This window comes from Streptomyces sp. CC53 (assembly GCF_001865245.1).
GTDB lineage: Bacteria > Actinomycetota > Actinomycetes > Streptomycetales > Streptomycetaceae > Streptomyces.
The window spans coordinates 36,086-58,982 of the sequence record NZ_MKXB01000157.1 but is presented as its reverse complement, the minus strand read 5'-3'; the positions used below and the strand labels follow the sequence as shown (position 1 = coordinate 58,982).

General features: G+C 75.5%; 20 protein-coding genes and 1 riboswitch. Of the genes, 6 read left to right on the top strand and 14 right to left on the bottom strand.

What is annotated here, in order from left to right:
- Positions 1 to 2: 2 nt before the first annotated feature.
- The 8 genes from BJP40_RS18040 to BJP40_RS18005 all read right to left on the bottom strand — a co-directional run bounded on the left by BJP40_RS18040 (position 3) and on the right by BJP40_RS18005 (position 8,998).
- The gene (locus BJP40_RS18040; protein ID WP_371258656.1) at positions 3 to 473 is read right to left on the bottom strand and encodes a cobalamin biosynthesis protein; all 471 of its coding nucleotides are present in this window, start codon (positions 471 to 473) and stop codon (positions 3 to 5) included.
- Positions 470 to 1,825 carry a cobyrinate a,c-diamide synthase gene (locus BJP40_RS18035; protein WP_071281243.1) on the bottom strand — a complete coding sequence of 452 codons (1,356 nt, stop codon included), beginning with the start codon at positions 1,823 to 1,825 and terminating at the stop codon, positions 470 to 472. The genes BJP40_RS18040 and BJP40_RS18035 overlap by 4 nt, the downstream gene beginning before the upstream one ends.
- Positions 1,819 to 2,427, bottom strand: coding sequence for a cob(I)yrinic acid a,c-diamide adenosyltransferase (cobO, locus tag BJP40_RS18030; RefSeq protein WP_071275200.1), 609 nt, complete (start codon positions 2,425 to 2,427; stop codon positions 1,819 to 1,821). The genes BJP40_RS18035 and cobO overlap by 7 nt, the downstream gene beginning before the upstream one ends.
- Positions 2,427 to 4,475 (bottom strand): putative cobaltochelatase, encoded by a 2,049-nt coding sequence (locus BJP40_RS18025; protein ID WP_071281242.1) that lies wholly within the window; start codon positions 4,473 to 4,475, stop codon positions 2,427 to 2,429. The genes cobO and BJP40_RS18025 overlap by 1 nt, the downstream gene beginning before the upstream one ends.
- A 175-nt stretch (positions 4,476 to 4,650) precedes the next feature.
- Positions 4,651 to 6,159 carry a cobyric acid synthase gene (locus tag BJP40_RS18020; protein ID WP_071281241.1) on the bottom strand — a complete coding sequence of 503 codons (1,509 nt, stop codon included), beginning with the start codon at positions 6,157 to 6,159 and terminating at the stop codon, positions 4,651 to 4,653.
- Entirely contained in the window at positions 6,156 to 7,112 is a 957-nt protein-coding gene (locus BJP40_RS18015; protein ID WP_071281240.1) for a cobalamin biosynthesis protein, read from the bottom strand. The genes BJP40_RS18020 and BJP40_RS18015 overlap by 4 nt, the downstream gene beginning before the upstream one ends.
- A 130-nt stretch (positions 7,113 to 7,242) precedes the next feature.
- A riboswitch (cobalamin riboswitch) is annotated at positions 7,243 to 7,325 on the bottom strand.
- Between the two features lie 161 nt (positions 7,326 to 7,486).
- Positions 7,487 to 7,705, bottom strand: a complete 219-nt coding sequence (locus BJP40_RS18010) for a hypothetical protein (protein WP_071275209.1) — start codon at positions 7,703 to 7,705, stop codon at positions 7,487 to 7,489.
- 18 nt (positions 7,706 to 7,723) lie between these two features.
- On the bottom strand, positions 7,724 to 8,998 hold the full coding sequence (locus tag BJP40_RS18005) for an inorganic phosphate transporter (protein WP_071281239.1): 1,275 nt from the start codon (positions 8,996 to 8,998) through the stop codon (positions 7,724 to 7,726).
- Between the two features lie 263 nt (positions 8,999 to 9,261).
- Between BJP40_RS18005 and BJP40_RS18000 the strand changes: the two genes are divergently transcribed.
- The 3 genes from BJP40_RS18000 to BJP40_RS17990 all read left to right on the top strand — a co-directional run bounded on the left by BJP40_RS18000 (position 9,262) and on the right by BJP40_RS17990 (position 13,543).
- Complete coding sequence (locus BJP40_RS18000) at positions 9,262 to 9,942, top strand: class II aldolase/adducin family protein (protein WP_071281238.1); 681 nt, start codon at positions 9,262 to 9,264, stop codon at positions 9,940 to 9,942.
- A gap of 957 nt (positions 9,943 to 10,899) precedes the next feature.
- Entirely contained in the window at positions 10,900 to 12,027 is a 1,128-nt protein-coding gene (locus BJP40_RS17995) for an alpha/beta hydrolase (protein WP_071281237.1), read from the top strand.
- A gap of 115 nt (positions 12,028 to 12,142) precedes the next feature.
- Positions 12,143 to 13,543, top strand: a complete 1,401-nt coding sequence (locus tag BJP40_RS17990; protein WP_079171270.1) for a hypothetical protein — start codon at positions 12,143 to 12,145, stop codon at positions 13,541 to 13,543.
- An 11-nt stretch (positions 13,544 to 13,554) separates the two neighbouring features.
- On the opposite strand, the gene BJP40_RS17985 is transcribed toward BJP40_RS17990, so the two are convergent.
- Positions 13,555 to 13,956 (bottom strand): VOC family protein, encoded by a 402-nt coding sequence (locus tag BJP40_RS17985; RefSeq protein WP_071281235.1) that lies wholly within the window; start codon positions 13,954 to 13,956, stop codon positions 13,555 to 13,557.
- A 332-nt stretch (positions 13,957 to 14,288) separates the two neighbouring features.
- Here BJP40_RS17985 and BJP40_RS17980 point away from each other — a divergent pair, with 332 nt between their 5' ends.
- From BJP40_RS17980 to BJP40_RS17970, 3 genes are all read left to right on the top strand, one after another.
- Positions 14,289 to 15,887 (top strand): ABC-F family ATP-binding cassette domain-containing protein, encoded by a 1,599-nt coding sequence (locus BJP40_RS17980; RefSeq protein ID WP_071281234.1) that lies wholly within the window; start codon positions 14,289 to 14,291, stop codon positions 15,885 to 15,887.
- A 396-nt stretch (positions 15,888 to 16,283) separates the two neighbouring features.
- Positions 16,284 to 16,511, top strand: a complete 228-nt coding sequence (locus tag BJP40_RS17975; RefSeq protein ID WP_071275231.1) for a helix-turn-helix domain-containing protein — start codon at positions 16,284 to 16,286, stop codon at positions 16,509 to 16,511.
- Between the two features lie 226 nt (positions 16,512 to 16,737).
- Positions 16,738 to 17,538 carry an enoyl-CoA hydratase/isomerase family protein gene (locus BJP40_RS17970; protein WP_071281233.1) on the top strand — a complete coding sequence of 267 codons (801 nt, stop codon included), beginning with the start codon at positions 16,738 to 16,740 and terminating at the stop codon, positions 17,536 to 17,538.
- A 298-nt stretch (positions 17,539 to 17,836) separates the two neighbouring features.
- Here BJP40_RS17970 and BJP40_RS17965 read toward each other — a convergent pair whose 3' ends face one another.
- The 5 genes from BJP40_RS17965 to BJP40_RS17945 form a co-directional block, all read right to left on the bottom strand.
- The gene (locus BJP40_RS17965; RefSeq protein ID WP_071281232.1) at positions 17,837 to 18,592 is read right to left on the bottom strand and encodes an SDR family oxidoreductase; all 756 of its coding nucleotides are present in this window, start codon (positions 18,590 to 18,592) and stop codon (positions 17,837 to 17,839) included.
- Between the two features lie 4 nt (positions 18,593 to 18,596).
- A complete protein-coding gene (locus tag BJP40_RS17960) occupies positions 18,597 to 20,381 on the bottom strand; it encodes a glycoside hydrolase family 15 protein (protein ID WP_071281231.1) in 1,785 nt (594 codons plus the stop codon).
- A gap of 120 nt (positions 20,382 to 20,501) precedes the next feature.
- Positions 20,502 to 21,356 (bottom strand): SURF1 family protein, encoded by an 855-nt coding sequence (locus BJP40_RS17955; RefSeq protein ID WP_226962698.1) that lies wholly within the window; start codon positions 21,354 to 21,356, stop codon positions 20,502 to 20,504.
- 238 nt (positions 21,357 to 21,594) lie between these two features.
- Positions 21,595 to 21,846 (bottom strand): hypothetical protein, encoded by a 252-nt coding sequence (locus tag BJP40_RS17950; protein WP_079169290.1) that lies wholly within the window; start codon positions 21,844 to 21,846, stop codon positions 21,595 to 21,597.
- A 54-nt stretch (positions 21,847 to 21,900) separates the two neighbouring features.
- The gene (locus BJP40_RS17945) at positions 21,901 to 22,890 is read right to left on the bottom strand and encodes a DEDDh family exonuclease (RefSeq protein WP_071269040.1); all 990 of its coding nucleotides are present in this window, start codon (positions 22,888 to 22,890) and stop codon (positions 21,901 to 21,903) included.
- Between the last annotated feature and the right edge of the window lie 7 nt (positions 22,891 to 22,897).

The window sequence follows — 22,897 nt, the reverse complement described above, 5'->3', positions numbered from 1 at the left end:
GATCAGGGCCGCGCCGGTAACCCGAACGTGGCGTCCCCACCGGTGTACCCCGGGCCCCGCACCGGCAACCGCGCCCCGCTGCGCGCCACCACCGCACACGTCACCCGCGCACCCGCCCCGCCGGCGGGCACCCGCTTCCGCTTCGGCACGAGGAGCTCGCCCCCGCCCGCCAGCGCCGCGGCCTCCGCCACGGACGGCGTCCCGACCGCACCGCGCACCGCCTCCGACGGGTGCAGCACCGCGACCCGCGCCAACTCCTCCGCGCAGCGGCCCCGCAGGGGCACCCCGAGGCGGGCCGCCGCCTCGACCAGCCCAGGCTCGGCCGCCCTGGAGTCCACGGTCGCCACCTCCACCACCCCTGCGGGCGGCAGCCCCGCCTCCCGCAGCACGGACCCCACCAGCTCCAGCACCTCGTCCGCGGACACGCCGCGCCGGGCGCCGACCCCCACCACCAGACGCACCGCCCCCGTCACGGCCCGCAGGCCCCCACGAACCGCCGTGCCGCCTCCGGGGCCGCCGCCCAGTGCGTGTGCAGGTAACTGGCGTGCACCCCGCCCCGTACGAACCCCTCCACGCGCCGCTCGGGCAGCCGCATCCCCCACGCCGGGGACGGGCCCGCGCCCGGCTCGATCACCGTGCGGTGGAACTCGTGGCCCCGCATCCGGGTCCCGGCCGCCGCGACCGGGCTGTCGTGCAGCGCCACCGCGTCGCGGTAGCCGAGCGTCAGCCGCTCCGACATCCGCGCGTCCGCGTCCAGCACCCCGCACATCGGCTTCCCGTCGAGCGACCGCGCGAGGTACAGCAGCCCCGCGCACTCGGCCGCGACCGGCGCACCGGAACGCGCCAGCTCCGCGACCGCGCCCCGCAGCGCCTCGTTCGCGCTCAGCTCGGGGGCGTACACCTCGGGGAACCCGCCGCCGATCACCAGCCCCCGCGTGCCCCGCGGCAGCGCCTCGTCCCGCAGCGGGTCGAACGCCATCACCTCCGCCCCCGCGGCGGCGAGCAGCTCGGCGTGCTCCGCGTACGAGAAGGTGAACGCCGCGCCCCCGGCCACGGCCACCACCGGCCGGGACCCGCCCGCCGCCCCACCCGCGCAGGCCCCGGCCGACCAGGGCTCCACGGCCAGCGCGGGCGCGCTGCGCGCCAGCGCCAGCAGCCCCTCCAGGTCGCAGCCCGCCCGCACCTGCGCCGCCTGCGCCCGCACCGCCTCCACCGCGTCCGTGTGCCGCTCCGCCACCGGGACCAGCCCGAGGTGCCGCGACGGCGTCGCCACCGCGGGCGCCCGCCGCAGCACACCCAGCACCGGCACGCCGGACTCCTCCAGCGCCTCCCGCAGCAGGCGCTCGTGCCGGTCCGTGGCGACCTTGTTGAGGATCACACCGCCGATCCGCACCTGCGGGTCCCAGGAGGCGAACCCGTGCACCAGCGCCGCCACCGACCGGGACTGCGACGAGGCGTCCACCACCAGCACCACGGGCGCCTTCAGCACCTTCGCGACCTGCGCCGTCGACGCGAGCTCCCCCTCGCCCGCGGCGCCGTCGTACAGGCCCATCACTCCCTCGACGACGGCCAGGTCGCAGCCCGCCGCGCCGTGCGCGAACAGCGGAGCCACCAACTCCGTCCCGCACATGTAGGCGTCCAGGTTCCGCCCCGGGCGGCCGGTCGCCAGCGCGTGGTAGCCCGGGTCGATGTAGTCGGGACCGACCTTGTGCGGCGACACGGCGAGCCCGCGCCCGGCGAACGCCGCCATCAGCCCGGTCGCGACCGTGGTCTTGCCCGCGCCCGACGAGGGCGCGGCGATGACGAGACGGGGAACGGCTACCACTCGATGCCCCGCTGGCCCTTCTGACCCGCGTCCATCGGGTGCTTCACCTTCGACATGTCGGTGACGAGGTCCGCGAAGTCCACCAGCTCCTGCGGCGCGTTGCGGCCCGTGATCACCACGTGCTGCTGGCCCGGCCGGTCCCGCAGCACCTCGACGACCTCCGCCGTGTCCACCCAGCCCCAGTGCAGCAGGTACGCGAACTCGTCCAGCACGTAGAACCGGTACGTCTCGGCGGCCAGGTCCCGCTTGACCTGCTCCCAGCCCTCCCGCGCCTTCTCCTCGTGCGACGGCTCGCCGTCCTTGGGGTCGCGCTGGATCCACGACCAGCCCTCGCCCATCTTGTTCCAGACGACGGTCCCGCCCTTGCCGGTCTCCCCGAGGGCCTTCAGGGCGTTCTCCTCGCCGACCTTCCACTTCGCCGACTTGACGAACTGGAACACCCCGACCGGCCAGCCCTGGTTCCAGGCGCGCAGCGCCATCCCGAAGGCGGCCGTCGACTTCCCCTTGCCGACCCCCGTGTGCACCATCACCAGCGGGCGGTTGCGGCGCTGGCGGGTGGTGAGCCCGTCGTTCGGCACGACGAGCGGCTGTCCCTGCGGCACTATGCGGCCCTCCTTGAAGTACGAGTGTCCTTGACGAGCCCGGCGATGGCGTCCGCGCGCAGCTCGTCGAGCGTCACGGCGGTGCCCCCCAACTGCACGGCCAGCTCGGCCGCGAGCCCCAGCCGCACCGGCCCGGTCTCGCAGTCCACCACCACCGACGCGGTGCCCTCGGCGGCGTGCAGCCCCGCCGCACGGGCGGCCAGCCGCAGCGGCTCGACGCCGCCCGTCGCCCGTCCGTCGGTCACGACCACCAGCAGGGGCCGCCGCGCCGGATCGCGCAGCCGCTCCACCCGCAGCACCTCGTGCGCCTTCAACAACCCCTCCGACAGGGGCGTGCGCCCCCCGGTCGGGAGTTGCTCCAGGCGCGCCGCCGCCGCGTCCACCGACGAGGTGGGAGGCAGCACCAGTTCGGCGCCGCGGCCGCGGAACGTCACCAGCCCCACCTTGTCCCGCCGCTGGTAGGCGTCCAGCAGCAGCGACATGACGGCGCCCTTCACGGCGCTCATCCGCTGCCGGGCCGCCATCGACCCGGACGCGTCCACCACGAACAGCACGAGGTTCCCCTCGCGGCCCTCCCGCACCGCCTGGCGCAGGTCGTCGCGGCGCACCACGAGCCCCGGGCCCGACCGGCCGCGCGCCCGCTGGTGCGGCGCGGCGGCCTGCACGGTCGCCGCCAGGTGCAGCTTCGTCAGCGCCCCCCGGGGGCGGTGCGCCCCGGTGGTCCGGCCGTGCTCGGTGCGGGCCCGGGAGCGGCGCCCGGCGGCACCGTCACCCAGTCCGGGGACGGTGAGCACCTTCGCGCGGAACGGCTCGGCGGCCTTGGCGGGCGCCTGCTCGGGAGCCGGGGCGGGAGCGGGCCCCCCGCCGGGGGCGGGGGAGTCCTCGGGCTGCGCCCCGGACGGCTGCTGCTGCCCGCCCTGCCCGTCCTGCCCGTCGTCGGGACCCTGCGGCTGCGGCGGGACCCCGCCACCACCGCCGTCGGGGCCGCCTTCCGGTCCCTCCGGGTCCGGGTCGGGCTCGGGCTCGTCGTCCCCGCCGCCGAACTCCTCCAGCGTCTCGTCCAGCTTCGTCTCGTCCAGGCCGGGCGCGTCGAAGGGGTTGCGGCGCCGCCGGTGCGGCAGCGCCAGCAGCGCCGCCTGCCGCACGTCCTCGACGGTCACGTCCGTACGCCCCGCCCAGGCCGCGAGCGCCGTCGCGGTCCTGGCCATCACGATGTCGGCCCGCATGCCGTCCACCTCGAACGCCGCACAGGTGGCGGCGATCTGCCGCAGCGCGCCGTCGCCCAGCACCACCCGCGGCAGCAGCGCCCGCGCGGCCGTGATCCGCTCCCGCAGGGCGGCCTCCTCGCCGGCCCACCGCGCGGCGAAGCCGGCCGGGTCGTCGTCGTGGGCGAGCCGCCGCCGCACCACCTCGACCCGCTGCTCCGGGTCCCGCGAGGCGGCCACCTCCACGGTCAGGCCGAACCGGTCCAGCAGCTGGGGCCGCAGCTCGCCCTCCTCGGGGTTCATCGTCCCGACGAGCAGGAAGCGGGCGGCGTGCCGCACGGAGACGCCCTCGCGTTCGACGTGGGAGGCGCCCATGGCGGCGGCGTCCAGCAGCAGGTCCACGAGGTGGTCGTGCAGCAGGTTGACCTCGTCGACGTACAGGATGCCCCGGTGCGCCTGGGCGAGCAGCCCCGGCTCGAACGCCTTCACGCCCTCGGACAGCGCCCGCTCGATGTCCAGTGCCCCGACGAGCCGGTCCTCGGACGCCCCGACGGGCAGCTCGACCAGGCGCGTCGGGCGGGAGACGCCCGCCCCGGGCTCGTGCGGCCCGTCGGGGCAGTCCGGGTCCGGGCCGTCGGGCGCGCAGGAGAAGCGGCAGCCCGCCACGGTGTCCAGGGTGGGCAGCAGCGCCGTCAGCGCCCGCACGACCGTCGACTTGGCGGTTCCTTTCTCACCTCGGACGAGCACACCTCCGATGCTCGGCGAGACCGCGTTGAGCAGCAGGCTCAGCCGCATGTCGTCCATGCCGACGACGGCGGTGAACGGGTAGGGAACCGAGGCCATTAGCGGATACCCCTTTCCAGGGAACGGCTGCGATCGGACGTGTCTGTGCGGTGGTGCCGGGGGCGCGCTGCGCGGTGCCCGCCGGGGCAGCGGGGGCGGTCCGGCCGCCGCGCCCGGCAGGGGCGCCGCCGTGGTGCGGTCCGCCCGCGGGCGGGGCCGGCCTTCCCGGGGGCGTTCACGGCGCCCCCGGGGCGATGAAGGGCAGCCCGCCCGGCGGACCGGACTCGATGAGCTTCCACAGCGCGTCCGTGTCCGCGTGCTGCTCGATCAGGTCGCCGAGCCGGTCCAGCTGCTCCTCCCTCAGGGCCGCGAAGGACGTGTCGGGCGCCGGGACGAAGCGCCGCCCGGCCGCCGCGGCGACCTCCCGCAGGAACGCCCGCCGGAAGCCGTCGCTCTCCAGCGACCCGTGCCAGTGCGTCCCCCACACGGCACCGACCCGGCACCCGTCGAGGAACGCCTCCCCGCCCCGTACGTCCGCGACACCGTGGTGGATCTCGTACCCCTCCACCGGCTCGCCCAGGGCTTCGCCCGCGGGCCGCGCGAGGGTCTTCTCCGGCGCGAACCGCACCCGTACCGGCAGCAGCCCCAGTCCCGGGACCTCGCCGGCCCGGGACTCGACGTCGTCGTGGATGTGCTCGCCCAGCAGCTGGAACCCGCCGCAGACGCCGAGCACCGGCCGCCCCTCGGCGGCGCGCCGCAGCAGCGCCTCGGCCAGGCCCCGTTCCCGCAGCCACCCGAGCGCCTTCACCGTGCCCCGGGTGCCCGGAACGACCACGAGGTCCGCGTCGGCCAGCTCCTCCGGCCGGTCCACGAACCGCACGATGACGCCCGGTTCCGCGGCGAGCGCGTCCACGTCGGTGAAGTTGGACATCAGCGGCACGGCGCACACGGCGACGCGCAGCACGTCCGCACCGACCGGCGGCGCCACCACCGACTCCCGGACGGCGCCCCGCAGGGACACCCGCAGGCCGTCCTCCTCGTCGATGCCGAGCCCGTGCGCGTAGGGCAGCACCCCGAAGGTGCGACGGCCCGTCAGGTCGTGCAGCATGTCGAGGCCGGGTTCCAGCAGCGTCACGTCACCTCGGAACTTGTTGACGAGGTAGCCCGCCACCAGCTCCTGGTCCTCGGCGGCCAGCAGCGCCGTCGTGCCGAAGAACTGCGCGAACACCCCGCCCCGGTCGATGTCGCCCACCACGAGCACCGGGAGGCGGGCGGCCCGCGCGATGCCCATGTTGACGATGTCGTTGCGCCGCAGGTTGATCTCGGCGGGACTGCCCGCCCCCTCGCAGACGACGGCGTCGTGCGTGGCGCGCAGCTCCTCCAGGCACTCCACGACCGTGCCGAACAGCGCCTGCTGACGGCCCCCGTGGTAGCCGCGCGCGCTCAGCTCACCGACCGGCCTGCCCATCAGCACGACCTGGCTGGACCGGTCGCTGCCCGGCTTCAGCAGCACCGGGTTCATCAGCGCGCTGGGCTCCACGCGGGCGGCCTGCGCCTGCATGGCCTGGGCCCGGCCGATCTCGGCGCCCTCCCGGGTCACGTACGAGTTGAGGGACATGTTCTGCCCCTTGAACGGCGCGGCCTTCACGCCCTGCCGGACCAGCCAGCGGCAGATCCCGGCTGTCACGACGCTCTTGCCCGCGTCGGAGGTCGTCCCCGCGACGAGCAGCCCCCCACCCCTCATGAAGCCCTCCGCTTCCGCTTCCACCCGCCGAACGCCAGCCGTCCGGCGACGCAGGCGACGAGTGCCAGCCCGCTCACCCGGCGGGACAGCCGCACCGCCCGTTCGACGTCCGCCACCTCGACGGCCCGCCCCTGCCCGTTGAGGACCGGCCGGTGCTCGACCCGCCCCCCGTACGAGAGGGTGCCCCCGAGTCGCACGCCCAGGGCACCGGCGAACGCCGCCTCCACGGGGCCCGCGTTGGGGCTCGGGTGGCGGCCCGCGTCCTCGCGCCAGGCCCGGACCGCTCCGCGCCGGTCGCCGCCCGCGACGGTGGCGAGCGCCGCCGTCAGCCGTGCGCCGGGCCACCCGGCCAGGTCGTCGAGCCGGGCCGATGCCCAGCCGAACCGGCGGTAGCGCGCCGACCTGTGGCCGACCATCGCGTCCAGGGTGTTGACGGCCCGGAACGCGACGAGCCCCGGCACGCCGCCGACCGCGCCCCACACGAGGGCGCCCACCACGGCGTCGGAGGTGTTCTCGGCGACGGACTCCACGACGGCCCGGGCCATGCCGGGCCCGTCCAGGTGCTGCGGGTCGCGGCCGCACAGGTGCGGCAGCCGCTCCCGCGCCACCTCCAGGTCCCCGGCGGCGAGGGCGCCGGCGACGGCGCGGGCCTCGCGCCCCAGGGTCGTGCCGCCGACGACCGCCCACACGGTGGCGGCGGTCAGCGCGGCGGAAGCGGGGCCGCTGCGCCGCACGGCACGGGCGGCGAGGGCGGCCCCGGCGGCGGCGCCACCGGCGCACACCGCGGTGTGGAGCGCGCCCCAGCCGCGGTGGTCGCGCCACAGCGCGCCCTCGACGGCACCGGCGGCCCGCCCGAAGGCGGCGACGGGATGGCCCCGCCGCGGATCGCCGAGCAGCAGGTCGGCGAGCAGCCCGGCGGCGGCCCCGTACGCGAAGACTCGATCAGCGCGCATGGGATCAGTCGTCCGATGCGCCTCGCCGACGGCCGGGTGGGACGGGTCTGGGTGTGCGCGCGGCGGGGCCGGTCATGGCGGCATGTCCTCACTCAGGGTCCGCGCCCTGGCTCGACGGAACCGGCGGTGAGAGTTCCTGGCTCCCGGCCGCGTCCGGAAGGGGCGGGCCGGTGACAGTGGCGGGACCGCGCCGGATTCTCACCGGCTTCCTCTGCTGCCGCCGTAGATGGCTGGGGCAGTCCACCACGCTCCGCGAAGGCCCGTCAACTCACTCTTGACCTGCGGCGGGACAGTGTGCGGAGCCCCACAGAAACGGCCGGCCGGCCGCGCCCGCGGGGGCGCGACCGGCCGGCCGTCGAGAGGAACGGGCCTGCTCAGGCCACGATCAGATAGATGCCGTACGCGATGGCCGCCGTGCACAGCGCGAAGCAGGCGTACGCGCCGGTGCGCGCCAGGGCGGCGGAGCCGCCCTGGGTCGCGGTCTGCTGCTTCGAGAGGCCGACGAGGCCCAGGGTGAACAGCGCGACGAGAGCGACGGTGGCGACGAGCCCCACGCCGAAGACGGAGCCGAGGGCTACCCAGTCGATTTTCATGCCGTTGCCGATCTTTCCTTACAGCGCGGCCGTGGGGGCCGCTTCGGCCTTGGCCGGGGCCGGGGCCGGGATGGTGGTCTTGAGGGCCTCGTCGCCGTCCTCGGCCGGCGCGCCGGCGGGCGGCGGGGCGACGGCCGCGATGGCGGTGGTGACGACACCGGCGGGCTCTTCGGCGGACGCCTGGTCCGTGCCCTCCACGTCATTGACGTTGGTGTGGTCGACGACCTGCCGGCGGGAGTAGAGCCAGATGCCGGTGCTGGAGACCACGAGGAAGCCGGCCACGACGGCGACGCCCCAGTCGCCCTGGCGGGCGACGAGCTCGGCGAGCGCGGCGACCAGGCCGGCCGCCGGCAGGGTCAGGCCCCACGCGACGAACATGCGGGTGGCGGTGGACCAGCGGACCACGCCGCCCTTGCGGCCGAGGCCGGCGCCCATCACCGCGCCGGAGCAGACGTGCGTGGTGGAGAGGGAGAAGCCCAGGTGGGAGGAGGCCAGGATCACGGTCGCCGCGCCGGTCTGGGCGGCGAAGCCCTGCTGCGGCTGGAGGTCGGTGAGGCCCTTGCCCATGGTGCGGATGATGCGCCAGCCACCCAGGTAGGTACCGAGGGCGATGGCGAGACCGGCCGAGATGATGACCCACATCGGGGGGTTGGAGCCGGGCGCCAGGGCGCCGCCGGCGACCAGGGCGAGCGTGATGATGCCCATGGTCTTCTGGGCGTCGTTGGTGCCGTGGGCGAGGGACACGAGGCCCGCGGAGGCGATCTGGCCGGCCTTGTAGCCCTTGCGGCCCGTCTCGGCGTCGATGTTCGCGCCGATCTTGTACGTGGACCTGGCGGCGACCAGGGAGGCGACGCCCGCGACGAGCGGGGCGGCCACGGCCGGGATGAGGACCTTCGTGAGGACGACGCCGCCGTTGACGCCGCTGATGCCGATCGAGGCGACGGTGGCACCGATCAGACCGCCCATGAGGGCGTGCGAGGAGCTGGAGGGGAGACCGACCAGCCAGGTCAGCAGGTTCCACAGGATCGCGCCCACGAGCGCGGCGAGGATGACCTCGGGCTGGATGCCTGTCTCGTCGACGAGTCCCTTGGAGATCGTCTTGGCGACCTCCACGGACAGGAACGCACCCACCAGGTTGAGAACGGCCGACATGGCCACGGCCGCCTTGGGCCGCATCGCACCGGTCGAGATGGTGGTGGCCATCGCGTTCGCGGTGTCGTGGAAACCGTTCGTGAAATCGAACACGAGGGCTGTCACGATCACAATCGCGAGCAGCAGCGTGATGTGTTCCATTTACCCAGGCAATCGTTTGGCGTCAGTAGCTCGCCGACCGTAGGCAACCTGGGTGAACGGAAGGTGAACTGGGAGGGGCTGCACGGTGTCTCAACCCTTGGAACGGCGTTCCGGTTACGTACCGGTCCACCCGAATGTCCCGGACTCCCCAGTGCTGACGGGCTTGTGTGCTTCCTCCGTCGAACACCCCGCCCCCCGCGAAGGCCCGGAACGAGACGTGCGTCACCTTTTCCCCGCTGCGCGCCGCACGGCATGATCGGCTCATGGCGAGCAGCGCGCACGGAGCACCGCACGAGGACCCCGCCCTGCGGAACGCCTGGGACGCCCTGGTGGACACCGCACGCAGGACCGTCGCGGACGGTCTGGTCGTCGGCACCTCCGGCAACGTCTCCGTACGCGTCGGCGACCTGGTCCTGGTGACCCCGACCGGAGTGCCCTACGACCGCCTGGCCCCGGCCGACGCCCTGGCCGTCGACCTGGACGGCCGCCGGGTCCTCGGGAGCCTCGCACCGACCAGCGAGCTCCCGCTGCACCTGGCCCTGTACCGCGCCACCGGCGCCGGGGCGGTGGTGCACACCCACGCCGTCCACGCCACCGCCGTCTCCACCCTCGTCGACGAGCTGCCGCCCATCCACTACATGACCGCCGCACTGGGCGGCCCGGTCCGCGTCGCCCCGTACGCCCTGTACGGCACCCCGCAGCTCGCCGACGGCATGCTGACCGCCCTGGCCGGCGGTCGCACCGGCTGCCTGCTGCGCAACCACGGCGCGGTCACGTACGGGGCGACCCTGGAGCAGGCGTACGACCGCACGGCCCAGCTGGAGTGGATGTGCCGGGTGTGGCTCGCCGCCACGGGCCCGGGCGGCCGCACCCCGACCCTGCTGACCCCCGCCGAGCTGTCCGAGGCCGCCGCGAGACTCCACGGCTACGGCCAGCCGCGCTGACCCCCGCGGATCCCTCGCCCCCCACGCCGCGTCCCGGCAGGTCCCGCTGCCGGGCGGCAGGGCTTCGGGCCGCCCGCTGTCGCCGAGCGCGCGGGCGAGGCCCCGCACGGCCGGCTGCCGGACGGCTCGCTGCCGCCGTTCGTGCTCCCGAGCTGCCCGCTGCCCGGTCCCGCTCCCGGGCCGGCCTCCCGATGCGCCCGGCGGTCCGCACGGGCGAGGGCTGCCCGCCCCCGTCAGGTGTGCCCTGCGCTCCCGGCCGCGGAGGCCCCCCTGCCCTCGGTGCGGGCCGGCAGCACGTGACCGGGCGCCGCGTGCGAGGCGCACCACCCGGCCACGGGCCTCCACCCGGTCTCCCCGTGAGCCCCGCCCTGCGCCCGAGCGAACGGACAACCCCGGGGCCTGCCCGCAGCCCTGGCCGGGCGGCGGGTGCCGGCCGCGGGTCCGGGTGACGGCCCGGTGCCGTGCGCGCCTGACCGCCCCCTGCCGCAGCGGGCAGCGGCAGGGGGCGGTCAGGCGCGTACCGGGAAGGACGCGCTGTCGGCGGCGCCCGCACCTGCCGATAGGGCGGTCCGCGCGGGGGCGGAGGCGTGCCGCCCCAGGCCCGTCGGGACGCCCGGGCTGGCGCACCGCTGCCCGCCGTGCGGACCGGGGCGCCGCCACGGGCGCCCCGGCCACCCGGGGCCCGCGGGACCTGGGAGCCGGGCAGTCGGCGCCGCCGGCTTCGAGGGGCCCTGCGTCGCCCCCACCCTTCGCGGGAGGTCCTGTGGCGGCACCCAGGGGGCGGCACGCCGGACGGTGGCGGGCGGGGGGCAGCGGCAGACCCCGCGCGCACACCCCTGGCAGCCGCCCGCGGGGGCCTGCGGAAGGCTGCGGGACCGGACCGTGCGGAAGGGGTGCGGGTCACCCGGCGCGGCGGTCCCGCTGGCAGGTGCCCGCGCGGGTGCCGACACTGGAACGATGCGCCCGGCTACAGCGACGGCGACCGCCGTCACCTCGGTCCTCGGTCTCGGCGCGGCCACGGTCGCCGCCGGCCGCTACGCGAGCGGTATCGCGCTCAAGCCCCGCCCCGGACACCCGCTGCCCGGCGAACCGCGCCTCACCGTGCACGCCACCGGGCCCGGCAGGATCGTCCTGACCCGCACCCTCGCCTCCCTCAGGCCCGGCGTCTACGGCCTGGACGGCCCCGGTGTCCACGCCGTCGTCGGCCCGGTCCTCGACCAGGTGCCGCACGCCCCCGACACCGTCGTGCGCCGCCTGGAGCGCGTCGGGCACGGCCTCCTCGACGCCGGCGCCCGCGTCCGCCTCACCCCCCTGCTCCACACCGGGGATCCGTCCTCCGCGCTGGGCCTCGACCACCGGGACCTCGCCGTGCCCGGCGACCTCGGCCCCCTGCCCGCCTGGTACGTGCCGGGCCCCCGCTCGACCTGGGTCGTCGCCGTCCACGGCCTCGGCACCACCCGCGAGCACACCCTGAACCTGCTCGGCTTCCTCACCGCCCAGCGGCTCCCCGTCCTCGCCGTCTCCTACCGCGGCGACCCGGGGGCGCCCCGCCCCGCCGACGGCCTGGCCCACCTCGGCGACTCCGAGTGGCGCGACGTCGACGCCGCCCTCCGCTACGCCGTCCGGCACGGAGCCCGGCGCGTGATCCTCTTCGGCTGGTCCAGCGGTGCCGCCATGGCCCTGCACACCGCCGCCCGCAGCTCCCTGCGCGACCGCGTCGCCGGCCTGGTGCTGGACTCGCCGGTACTGGACTGGGAGGCCACCTTCAGGGCCCTCGCCGCTGCCCGCCGGGTGCCCGCCGCCCTGCTCCCGCTCGCCGTGCGGGCCGCCGAGGGCCGGCTCGGCCGGGACGCCGACATCCTCGCCGAGGCGGCCGACCCGCACGCCCTGCAGGTGCCCGTGCTCGTCTTCCACGGGCCCGACGACCGCCTCGCGCCCTGGAGCGCCTCCCGCGCCCTCGCCGCCCGCCGCCCCGGGCTGGTCACCCTCCGGACCGTCCGGCACGCCCCCCATGCCGCGATGTGGAACGCCGACCCGGACCGCTACGAGGAGGCCCTGCGCCGCTTCCTCGTGCCGCTGGTCTGACACGGCTCCCGCACATCCCGCGCACCGGCCCCGCACGCCTCCTCCCCACCGCCCCCGCGCGGCGACCGTCCGGTTCCGTTTGGGCTTTCGGCCTGTCAGCGGGAAGACTGCCCCCGTGACGTCTCGAAAGCCTGATGAGCAACTGGCGCGCAACTCCAGACTCCGACTCGTCCGACCGAGGGCGCTGGCGACGGCCCGGCGGGCCGTGGCCACCCGGCGCACCAGGCCGGCGCCGCGCCCCCCGGAGGGGACGCCGCCCCGGCAGGAACTGGCCCGTCAGGCCCGGCGGGTCCTCGCGGACGCCGTCCGCGTCGCCCACTGGGCCGCCGAGCACCGCGGCCGCGTCACCGAACCGACCTCCGCCACCGAGCGGGAACGGGCGGCCGCCGCGCTCGACCTGACACCGGCGCAGGTGCGGGTCGCCTGGGACCGGGCCCGCCTCGCCGGCCTCGTCGAGCTGCACGGCGACACCGCCCGACCCGGCTGGCGCCTGCGGGCCTGGGACAGCGACGACTCCGCCGCGCTGCGCGGCTGGGTCGCGCTGCTGGACGCCTGGTCCCTCGCCCACCCGGCGCCCCGGGGCGCCGAGCCCGCCGCGGTGGCCGAGGTGGTGGAGGCCGTCCCGCAGGTCCTCTCCCTCCTCCAGCTGTCCGCCGGGCCGGTGCACGTGCCGGCCCTGCTGGACCTGCTGGGCCAGCGCGTCGCCGAACTCCGCGAGCAGCGCTGCGAGGTCCCGTACGACGCGCTGCAGGACGCTCCCGTCCGCCCCGAACCGGCCGGTGCGGACGGGCAGGACGTCCTCGCCGGACTGCTCGACTGGGCGCTGGACGGCCTGGCCGCAGTGGGCGCCCTGACCCTCGGTGACGGGCACGCCACCCTCACCCCGCTCGGCAACTGGGCGGTGTGGGTCAAGCTGGAGCAGATCTGCGTCGCCGCCCAGAGCCCCGCCGGACACATCGAGCAGTCCGCCGAGGACATGCTGCGCGGCTGCGTCCGCCTCACGCCGGGGCCGGCCCGTGACGAGTACCGCGCCTGGCTCGCCGCGCGGCCGGCCGGGAGCGCCGTCACCGAGCTGGTCGCCGTCGCCCGCGGCGACGACGCCCTCCTGCGCGGCCTCGCCTTCGAAGCGCTCCGCGTCGTCGGCGCCGCCGCCGAGACCGAGGTCCGGGCCGCCGCGGCCGAGCCCGCCCTGCGCCCCTACGCGCTGCTGTGGCTGGCCGAGCACGACGGCGCCGACCCGGACGAGGCCGCGGAGGTGCTCACCCGGGAGGAGGCCACCTGGCTGTGGGTCGACACCGCGGCCGCGGTCGTCGACCACGGCGAGAGCGACCTGCTCGTGCGCCACCTGGAGTCGGCCGTGCAGGGCACCGTGCCCGCACTGCTCGACGAGGTGCGCGCGGTCGGCCACCCCCGGACCGTGCAGGTCCTGGTGGCCCTGGCCGCCGCCCACCCGGACCCGGCCCTCGCCAAGGCCCTGCGCCGGGCGGCCTTCCAGGTGCACACCGGAGGGGCCTGACCGGCCGGCCGCTACTCCGTCGCGCCGGGGGCGTACGTCCCGAAGCTCCAGACGTTGCCCTCGGCGTCCCGCGCCATGTAGTCCCGCGAGCCGTAGTCCTGGTCCGTGGGCGGCATGAGGATCTCCACCCCGTGCCGCACGGCTCTGGCGTGGTGCGCGTCCACGTCCTGCACGACGACGTACACCCCGGTCGGCCCCGCGCCCGACATGGCCTTCGCGAAGACGCCGTCACCGCCCCGGGAGCCCAGCATCACGGTCCCGTTGCCGTAGGAGAGCTCCGCGTGGACGACCCGGCCCTTCTCGTCCTCGTACAGGCTCCGCCGGGTGAAACCGAACGCTTCCGTCAGTGTCTCGACGGCGGCCTGCGCGTCCTCGTACAGGACCGTCGGGTACATGCTCGGTGCAGTGTTCATGCTGAACTCCTCGCCCGGGAGTGCCCCGCCGCATCCCTGACGATGTGACGTGGATCTCACCTGTCGCCAGTCTTGCACCTCCGACTGACAACAGGCCCGCGGAACGCGACCCACCCGGCCGGCACCGCCTGCGGGTGACCGGTCCCGAAAGGCCGGCCCGGCACCCGCCGGAGCCGGGCCCGGGCCCGGGCCGGAAAAGCAGTTGCATGTGCCCGTTAGACTGGCCCGTATGGCCATTCTCCCTGTGCATTAGACGGCGTCGAAGCCACCGCGCCCGCGCGAGCCGCGCACCCTGCCGTCCTTCCGCCGTCCACCCGCCCTGGAGTCTGTCCGTGATCACCGCCACCGGCCTTGAGCTGCGCGCCGGAGCCCGCGTCCTCATCGAGAAGGCGTCCTTCCGTATCGCCAGGGGCGACCGCATCGGCCTCGTCGGCCGCAACGGCGCGGGCAAGACCACGCTGACCAAGTGCCTCGCCGGCGAGGGCATCCCCGCCGCTGGCACGATCGCCCGCTCCGGACAGGTCGGCTACCTCCCGCAGGACCCGCGCACCGGCGACCTCGACGTGCTGGCCCGCGACCGCATCCTCTCCGCCCGCGGCCTCGACGTCCTCCTCCGCAAGATGCGGCAGAACGAGGAGCGCATCGCCACCGGCAAGGGCTCCACCCGCGAGAAGGCGCTCAAGCAGTACGAGCGGCAGGAGACCGAGTTCCTCACCAAGGGCGGATACGCCGCCGAGGCCGAGGCGTCCACCATCGCCGCCGCCCTCGGCCTGCCCGACCGCGTCCTCAGCCAGCCGCTGCACACCCTCTCCGGCGGTCAGCGCCGCAGGATCGAACTCGCCCGCATCCTCTTCTCGGACGCCGACACCCTGCTGCTGGACGAGCCCACCAACCACCTCGACGCCGACTCGATCACCTGGCTGCGGGACTACCTCAAGACCTACCGCGGCGGCTTCGTCGTCATCTCCCACGACGTCGACCTGGTCGAGACCGTCGTCAACAAGGTCTTCTACCTGGACGCCAACCGCTCCGTGATCGACGTCTACAACATGGGCTGGAAGCTGTACCAGCGCCAGCGCGAGGACGACGAGAAGCGCCGCAGGCGGGAGCGGCAGAACGCCGAGAAGAAGGCCGCCGCGCTGAACGCCCAGGCCGACAAGATGCGCGCCAAGGCCACCAAGACCGTCGCCGCGCAGAACATGGCGCGCCGCGCGGAGAAGCTGCTCGCCGGCCTGGAGGAGGCGCGCCAGTCCGACAAGGTCGCCAAGCTGCGCTTCCCCGAGCCCGCGCCCTGCGGCAAGACCCCGCTCATGGCGGAGGGCCTGTCCAAGTCGTACGGCTCGCTGGAGATCTTCACCGACGTCGACCTCGCCATCGACAAGGGCTCGCGCGTCGTCATCCTCGGCCTCAACGGCGCGGGCAAGACGACGCTGCTGCGGCTGCTGGCCGGAGTGGAGCAGCCCGACACCGGCCAGGTCAGCCCCGGCCACGGTCTGAAGCTGGGCTACTACGCCCAGGAGCACGAGACGCTGGACCCGGACCGCACCGTCCTGGAGAACATGCGCTCCGCCGCGCCCGACCTGGACCTGGTCGAGGTGCGCAAGGTCCTCGGATCGTTCCTGTTCTCCGGCGACGACGTCGACAAGCCCGCCGGCGTGCTGTCCGGCGGTGAGAAGACCCGTCTGGCGCTGGCCACCCTCGTGGTCTCCTCCGCGAACGTCCTGCTCCTCGACGAGCCGACGAACAACCTGGACCCGGCCAGCCGCGAGGAGATCCTCGGCGCGCTGCGCACCTACAAGGGCGCGGTCGTCCTGGTCACCCACGACGAGGGTGCCGTCGAGGCCCTCCAGCCGGAGCGGATCATCCTGCTCCCCGACGGCGTCGAGGACCTGTGGGGCGCGGACTACGCCGACCTGGTCTCGCTCGCCTGACCGCCTGACACCGCCTGGCGCTCGGCGGGCGGACCGGCGCCGGGGGAGGGGAGCGGCGGCCCACAAGGGCCCCACCGCCCCCGCGCGAGGCGCTGATCGTCCCCCTCTGGATCATTCGGCGGAGCCGTGATCCATCATCTGAGTGAGGCGATCTCATATTCCGGCGTGGCGTCCCGTGGATTTTCCGGTGTGGGCGCCACGCCGCCCGCCTCCTTGCGGTGCCCCCCTGACCTGGCACTTCACCGGGTCGTACCCGGCGCATCCGGCAATCCGTACGGAAGGGACGCCGCCGCCCGCGGCGATCTCGTGTCACAGACCTTGTCGAATGGCTGGCCATGTGGCCCCGGAGGGGTGATCATGAGAAGACCAGAGCGCACTTCCCATGAGGAGGCACGGGTGGCCGAGACTCTGAAGAAGGGCAGCCGGGTGACCGGCGCCGCGCGCGAGAAGCTCGCGGCAGACCTGAAGAAGAAGTACGACGCCGGTGTGAGTATCCGGGCCCTGGCCGAGGAGACGGGCCGGTCCTACGGATTCGTCCACCGGATGCTCACCGAGGCCGGAGTCACGCTGCGCGGACGCGGCGGAGCGACGCGAGGCAAGAAGGCGCCCGCTCCGCCGGCCTGACCCCGCAGGACGACTCGTCGACACGGCACCCACTGGTTCCGGCGGGAGCCGCCCGGCAGACCACGGGGCGTGCGGCTGAGGCCGTTCCGTCCTGACGGTCGCCCGGGTGGTTACCGTGCAGTAATTTGTCGGTCGGGGCGGCAGGCGTGCGCCGAAGGTCCGCACTGCGGACCGGGTGTGCACGGCGCTGCCCTCCGACCGACCTGCACCGGACCCGGAGGCCCGTATGACCTCGCTCGACCCTGCCCTCGACGTACTCGACAAGGACGGTGTACGGCTCACCGTCGAGGACGCCGTGGCCACGGTGACCCTCACCTGCCCCGACAAGCGCAACGCCCAGTCGCCCGCGATGTGGCGCGCGCTCACCGAGGCGGGGCGGATGCTGCCGGGCAGCGTCCGGGTGGTCGTGCTGCGCGGTGAGGGCAAGTCGTTCTCCGCCGGTCTCGACCGGCAGGCCTTCACTCCCGAGGGCTTCGACGGCGAGCCGTCGTTCCTCGACCTGGCGCGCGGCTCCGACGCGGAGCTGGACGCCGTCATCGCCGAGTACCAGGAGGCGTTCACCTGGTGGCGCCGCCACGACGTGGTGTCCATCGCGGCCGTCCAGGGCCATGCCATCGGTGCCGGTTTCCAGCTCGCCCTCGCCTGCGACCTGCGGGTCGCCGCACAGGACGCGCAGTTCGCGATGCGCGAGACCAGCCTCGGCCTCGTCCCCGACCTGACGGGCACCCACCCGCTGGTCACCGCCGTCGGCTACGCGCGTGCCCTGGAGATCTGCGCCACGGGCCGGGTCGTGCACGCCGACGAGGCCGAGCGGATCGGGCTCGCCAACCTCGTCGTGCCCCGCGAGGACCTCGCCGCAGCCGCACGGGACCTCGCCGCCGCACTGCTCGCCGCCCCCCGGGACGCCGTCATCGAGACCAAGGCCCTCCTGCGGGGCGCCGCCGAGCGCACCTACGAGGAGCAGCGTGTGGCCGAGCGCGCCGCCCAGGCCCGCCGCCTGCGCGACCTCGCGGGCCTCGCGGACTGATCCCGACACGACCGGCACGTGCCGGCTCCCTGCGGGGGGTGCCCGCCGCGCGGTGCGTGCTCGCGCTGCGCGTGACGCACGGACCGCGCCCGACGGGTGCCACGACGGGCGCGGCACAGCGCCCGCGCGGGGCGTACAACGTGTTCCCGGCTTCCCGACCCCGGGCCTGGCGTACCGCGCCCGTGCGGGCCCCTGCCCGGCGTCGGGCACGGCCCCCGTGCGCGGCCCGGACGCGCTGCCTCCACGTGCCCGCCCAGGCGGGTGCGGCACGGGTCCGGAGGCGGTCGAGGGGGCCGGTTCAGAAGCCGTGCCGGGCGCCGCCGTCGACGGGGAGCATCACGCCCGTCACGTACGACGCGGCGGGCGACAGCAGGAAGGCGGCCGCCCGGCCGAACTCCTCGGGGGTGCCGTACCGGCGCAGCGGGACCCTGGCCTCCGACGCGGCCCTGGCCGCCGCCGGGTCGCCCGACAGCGCGTCCAGCTCCCGTACCCGGTCCGTGTCGATCCGGCCCGGCAGCAGGCCCACGACCCTGATGCCCTGCGGACCCACCTCGTTCGCCAGCGACTTGGCGAAGCCCGCCAGCCCGGGGCGCAGCCCGTTGGAGATCGTGAGGCCAGGGATCGGCTCGTGCACGGAACCCGACAGCACGAAGCCGATCACGCCCCCCTCCGGCAGCGCGGCGGCCGCTGCCCGGGCCAGCCGCACCGCGCCCAGGAACACCGACTCGAAGGCGGCCCGCCACTGCTCGTCCGTGTTGTCCGCCGCCCACCCCGGCGCCGGGCCGCCCACGCTGATCAGGACGCCGTCGAGGCCCCCGAAGCGGCTGCGAGCGGTCCCGATGAGCGTCTCCGCGGCCTCCGGGCCGGCGTTGTCCGCGGCCACGCCGACCGCCGCCGGGCCCAGCTCCGTGGCCGCGGCCTCGGCGGCCTGCGCGTCCCGCGACGAGACGACGAGCCGCGCGCCCTCCGCCGCCAGGGCCCGCGCCGAAGCGAGGCCGAGGCCGCGGGACGCGCCCGTCACGACGTACACACGGTCCTTCAGTCCAAGATCCATGGGCTCATCCTGCCGCGTCCTCCTCCGCCAGCGCGAGTGCCGTCACGACGAGCGCGACATGGCTGAACGCCTGCGGGAAGTTCCCGAGCTGGCGCCGCGTCACCGGGTCGTACTCCTCCGCCAGCAGGCCCACGTCGTTGCAGAGGTCCACCAGCCGGGCGAACATCTCCCGGGCCTGGTCCCGCCGCCCGATCAGGCGCAGGGCGTCCGCCATCCAGAAGGAGCACGCGAGGAACGTGCCCTCACCGCCCGGCAGCCCGTCGACCGCCATGCCGTCCTGGCCGTAGCGGTGGACGAAGCCGTCCTGCCCCAGCTCCCGCCACACCGCCTCCACGGTGCCCACGACCCGCGGGTCGTCCGGCGGCAGGAAGCCGACCCGGGGGATCATCAGGGTCGCCGCGTCCAGCTCGCGCGAGCCGTACGACTGCGTGAAGGTGTTCCGCGCCGGGTCGTACCCCCGCTCGCACACCTCCCGGTGCACCTCGTCCCGCATGGCCCGCCACCGGGCCGGGTCGCCGGGGAGCGACGGATCGGCCTCCAGGGTGCGCACCGCGCGGTCCGCGGCGACCCACGCCATGACCTTCGAGTGCACGAAGTGGCGGCGCGGCCCGCGCACCTCCCACAGCCCCTCGTCGGGTTGGCGCCCCGTCGACTCCAGGCATCCCAGCAGGCTCAGTTGCAGCGCCCAGGCGTGCCGCTTCGGCGGCATGCCCGCCGCCCGTGCCACGTGCAGGGCGTCCAGCACCTCGCCGTACACGTCCAGCTGGAGCTGGTCCACCGCGGCTTTCCCGATCCGCACCGGCCGGGCGCCGCCGTAGCCGCGCAGCCACGGGATCTCCAGCTCGGGCAGCCGCCGCTCGCCCCCGAGCCCGTACATGATCTGGAGGTCCGCCGGGTCGCCGGCCACCGCGCGCAGCAACCAGTCGCGCCAGGCCACGGCCTCCTCGCCGTAGCCCCCGGCGACGAGGGCGCGGAGGGTCAGCGTCGCGTCCCGCAGCCAGCAGAACCGGTAGTCCCAGTTCCGCACGCCGCCCATCTCCTCCGGCAGCGACGTGGTCGGCGCGGCCACGATGCCGCCCGTCGGCGCGTACGTGAGGGCCTTCAGGGTGATCAGGGACCGCATCACCGCGTCCCGGTACGGGCCCTCGTAGGTGCAGCGCGACGCCCACGCCTTCCAGTCCTCCAGGGTGTGCTCCAGCGCCTCGACGGGGTCCACCAGCGGCGGGCAGGACTCGTGCGAGGGGTGCCAGGTGAGGGTGAACGACACCCGTTCCCCGGGGCCGACGGTGAACGACGAGCAGGTGCTGTACTGCTGTCCCCACGTCTTGACCTGCGGCGTCGACCGCAGCCACACGGCGTCGGGCCCCGCGACCGCGACCCGGTGGCCGTCGACGCGCCGCACCCACGGCACGATCGCACCGTAGTCGAAGCGCAGCCGCAGGACCGAGGACATCTCGACCCGGCCGCTCAGCCCCTCCACGACCCGCATGAGGTCGGGGGAGCGGTCGCGCTGCGGCATGAAGTCGACGACGCGGACCGACCCGGTGCGGGTCTCCCACACGGACTCCAGGACCAGGGACTCACCCACGTAGCTGCGCCGGGCGCAGGTGCGGGCCCCGGTGGGCGCGATCCGCCAGTGGCCGTTGTTCTCGTCGCCGAGGAGGGCGGCGAAACACGCGCCGGAGTCGAAGCGCGGCAGGCACAGCCAGTCGACCGAACCGTCCTTGCCCACCAGGGCGGCGGTCTGCAGATCGCCGATGAGGGCATAGTCCTCGATACGTTGGGTCACGCTCTGGCGTGTTCCCGCCGGGGAGAAGCGCCAATCAGTCAGGTCGGGCGACCCGCCGGCCGCCGCGCCCCCGCCACCCGTCGCCGGAGCCCGCCGCCGGGGCGGGGCGGCGCCCGCGCGTCAGGTCGCCGCGGGCTGCGTCCCGGGCGTCGCGCCGTGCGCGCGGCCCTCCCCGCCGGGGCCGTCCCCGTCGTCCGGGCCGCCCTCGGCGCCCGCTTCGGCCGCCTGCGCCCGGGCGGTCTCCGCCTCCGCGCGGTCCCTCCTCTCGCGGCGCACCAGCACCACCCAGCCCACCGGCACGCCCGCGGCGAACAGCCACCACTGGACGGCGTACGCCATGTGGGCGCCGATCGAGTCGTGGTCCGGCTCCGGGACCGGCTCGGGGGAGCCGCCGGACGGCTTCGGCGCCGTCAGGTCCAGGTAGCCGCCGAGCACCTGCCGCCCGAGCAGCTCGGCCTGCTGCCCGCTGTTGATCAGCATGACCTGGCGCGGCGGCAGCCCCTTCAGGTCCTTGATGCCGCTGCTGTCCGTCGTCTGGTCCGCCATGAGCCGGCCCGTCACGGTGACCTGCCCGCGCGGTGGGGCCGGCACCTCCGGGTACGCCCGCTGGTCGGCCGCCGCCGGGACCCACCCGCGGTTCACGAGGACGACCCGGCCGTCGGTCAGGACGAGCGGCGTCAGCACGTGCATGCCGACCCGGTCGTCCGCGTTCGTCCGGCGCCGCACGACGACCTCGTGGTCCGTGTCGTACGTGCCGGTGGCGGTCACATGGCGCCAGAGGTCCTCGCGCGGGACGCTGTGGCCCGGTGAGGTGAGCTCGGTCACGGGCACCGGCTCCGCCCCGAGGTTGTCCGCGATCAGCGCGTTCTGGGCGACCCGGCGCTCGTGCCGGTGGAACTGCCAGAAGCCCAGCTCGACCATCACGGGGATGAGGACGAGGGCGACGAGGGTGAGGATCACCCACTGCGGGGACAACAGGAAGCGGTACCCCCCCCGCCCGTCCCTCCGGCCCGCCCGGCGCCCGCCGCCGGGTCACCCGGTCGCCCCGCACGGGCGCCCCCGGCGCGCCCGCCCGCCTCCCCGCCGGGCGGCCGCCGCACGACCGGCGCTCGCTCCCGGCCCGGCCCTCGGGGCGCCCGGGGGCCGGGCAGCACGGCGCCCCCGGCCGGACGGTCCGGCGGGGGGCGCAGGGGAGCGGTGGGGGCGGGGAAGGTCATCCGTTGGTCGGCGACCCCACCTTGTCGATGATGCCCGCCCGGCCCTCGGCCCGGGCGCAGTGCGCGCCGCAGTACCAGTGGCCGTCCGCCTCGACGCCCTGCCCGATGATCTGTACCCGGCAGTGCTCGCAGATCGGCGCCATGCGGTGGATGGCGCAGGCGAAACAGTCGAAGACGTGCACCGCGCCCTGCGCGTGCACCTCGAAGCTCATGCCGTAGTCGTTTCCGCAGACCTCACAACGTGCCATGCGCCACAGGGTGCGGGGCGCGGCGCCCGGGAGCGGTGGCGGCGCGCCCGGCCGTCACCCGTTCGCCGCCGCGTCGGCCGGCGCGACGTCCCGCAGGAGCTGTGTGAAGGCCGCCTCGTCGACGACCGGCGTGCCGAACGCCTTCGCCTTGGCCACCTTCGAGGTGCCCGCCTCGGGGTCGTTGGTGACGAGCAGGCTGGTGAGCCGCGACACACTCGTCGCGACGTGCAGGCCCGCCTCCACGGCCCGGTCCTCCAGGAGGTCCCGCTCGACCGACGTGTCACCGGAGAACGCCACCCGCATGCCCTGCTTGAGCGGCTTGTCCGGTTCGTAGCGCCCCGGGTTCGGGTACGGGCACGGCGGCCGCTTCCGCGCGGGGCGCCAGCCGCCCCCGCCGTACGACGCCTGGCGGCCGATCCGCGGTGCCCGCGCGGAGGCGGCCGCCGGCTCCGACCACTCGGTGAGCGGGCGGCACTCCAGCAGCGGCAGCCGCACCCCGCGCTCGGCGGCCGTGCGCAGGCTCGGCCGGAACGCCTCCGCGAGGACCCGGGCGTCGTCCAGGGCGTTGTGCGCCTGCTGCTGGACGACGCCGAAGTGCGCGGCCAGGGTCTCCAGCTTCATGTTCGTCAGCGGCAGTCGCAGCTCCCTGGCGAGGGCGATGGTGCACAGGCGCTGCCGCACCGGTGCGGTCCGCTCCGACCTGGCGTACTCGCGGGCGATCATCGACCAGTCGAAGAAGGCGTTGTGCGCGACGAGGACCCGGCCGTCGAGCCGGGCGGAGAACTCGGCCGCCACGTCCGCGAACAGCGGCGCCGACTCCAGCAGGTCCGTGGTGAGCCCGTGGATCCACACCGGGCCCGGGTCGCGCTGCGGGTTGACCAGCGTGTACCAGTGGTCCTCCACCTCGCCCCGCGCGTCGAGCCGGTAGACGGCAGCCGAGACTATCCGGTCGTGCGAGGACAGCCCGGTGGTCTCCACGTCGACCACCGCGTACCCCTGCGGGTAGGCGGTCGGCCACGCTGCTGTCGTACGGTCGTCGAGCATGGTCAAC

Excerpts from the sequence above, each read along its gene's own strand:
- BJP40_RS18025 (WP_071281242.1), bottom strand. The coding sequence starts at position 4,475 with ATGGCCTCGGTTCCCTACCCGTTCACCGCCGTCGTCGGCATGGACGAC.
- BJP40_RS18020 (WP_071281241.1), bottom strand. The coding sequence starts at position 6,159 with ATGAGGGGTGGGGGGCTGCTCGTCGCGGGGACGACCTCCGACGCGGGC.
- BJP40_RS18015 (WP_071281240.1), bottom strand. The coding sequence starts at position 7,112 with ATGCGCGCTGATCGAGTCTTCGCGTACGGGGCCGCCGCCGGGCTGCTC.
- BJP40_RS18010 (WP_071275209.1), bottom strand. The coding sequence starts at position 7,705 with ATGAAAATCGACTGGGTAGCCCTCGGCTCCGTCTTCGGCGTGGGGCTC.
- BJP40_RS18005 (WP_071281239.1), bottom strand. The coding sequence starts at position 8,998 with ATGGAACACATCACGCTGCTGCTCGCGATTGTGATCGTGACAGCCCTC.
- BJP40_RS18000 (WP_071281238.1), top strand. The coding sequence starts at position 9,262 with ATGGCGAGCAGCGCGCACGGAGCACCGCACGAGGACCCCGCCCTGCGG.
- BJP40_RS17995 (WP_071281237.1), top strand. The coding sequence starts at position 10,900 with ATGCGCCCGGCTACAGCGACGGCGACCGCCGTCACCTCGGTCCTCGGT.
- BJP40_RS17985 (WP_071281235.1), bottom strand. The coding sequence starts at position 13,956 with ATGAACACTGCACCGAGCATGTACCCGACGGTCCTGTACGAGGACGCG.
- BJP40_RS17970 (WP_071281233.1), top strand. The coding sequence starts at position 16,738 with ATGACCTCGCTCGACCCTGCCCTCGACGTACTCGACAAGGACGGTGTA.
- BJP40_RS17965 (WP_071281232.1), bottom strand. The coding sequence starts at position 18,592 with ATGGATCTTGGACTGAAGGACCGTGTGTACGTCGTGACGGGCGCGTCC.
- BJP40_RS17950 (WP_079169290.1), bottom strand. The coding sequence starts at position 21,846 with ATGGCACGTTGTGAGGTCTGCGGAAACGACTACGGCATGAGCTTCGAG.
- BJP40_RS17945 (WP_071269040.1), bottom strand. The coding sequence starts at position 22,890 with ATGCTCGACGACCGTACGACAGCAGCGTGGCCGACCGCCTACCCGCAG.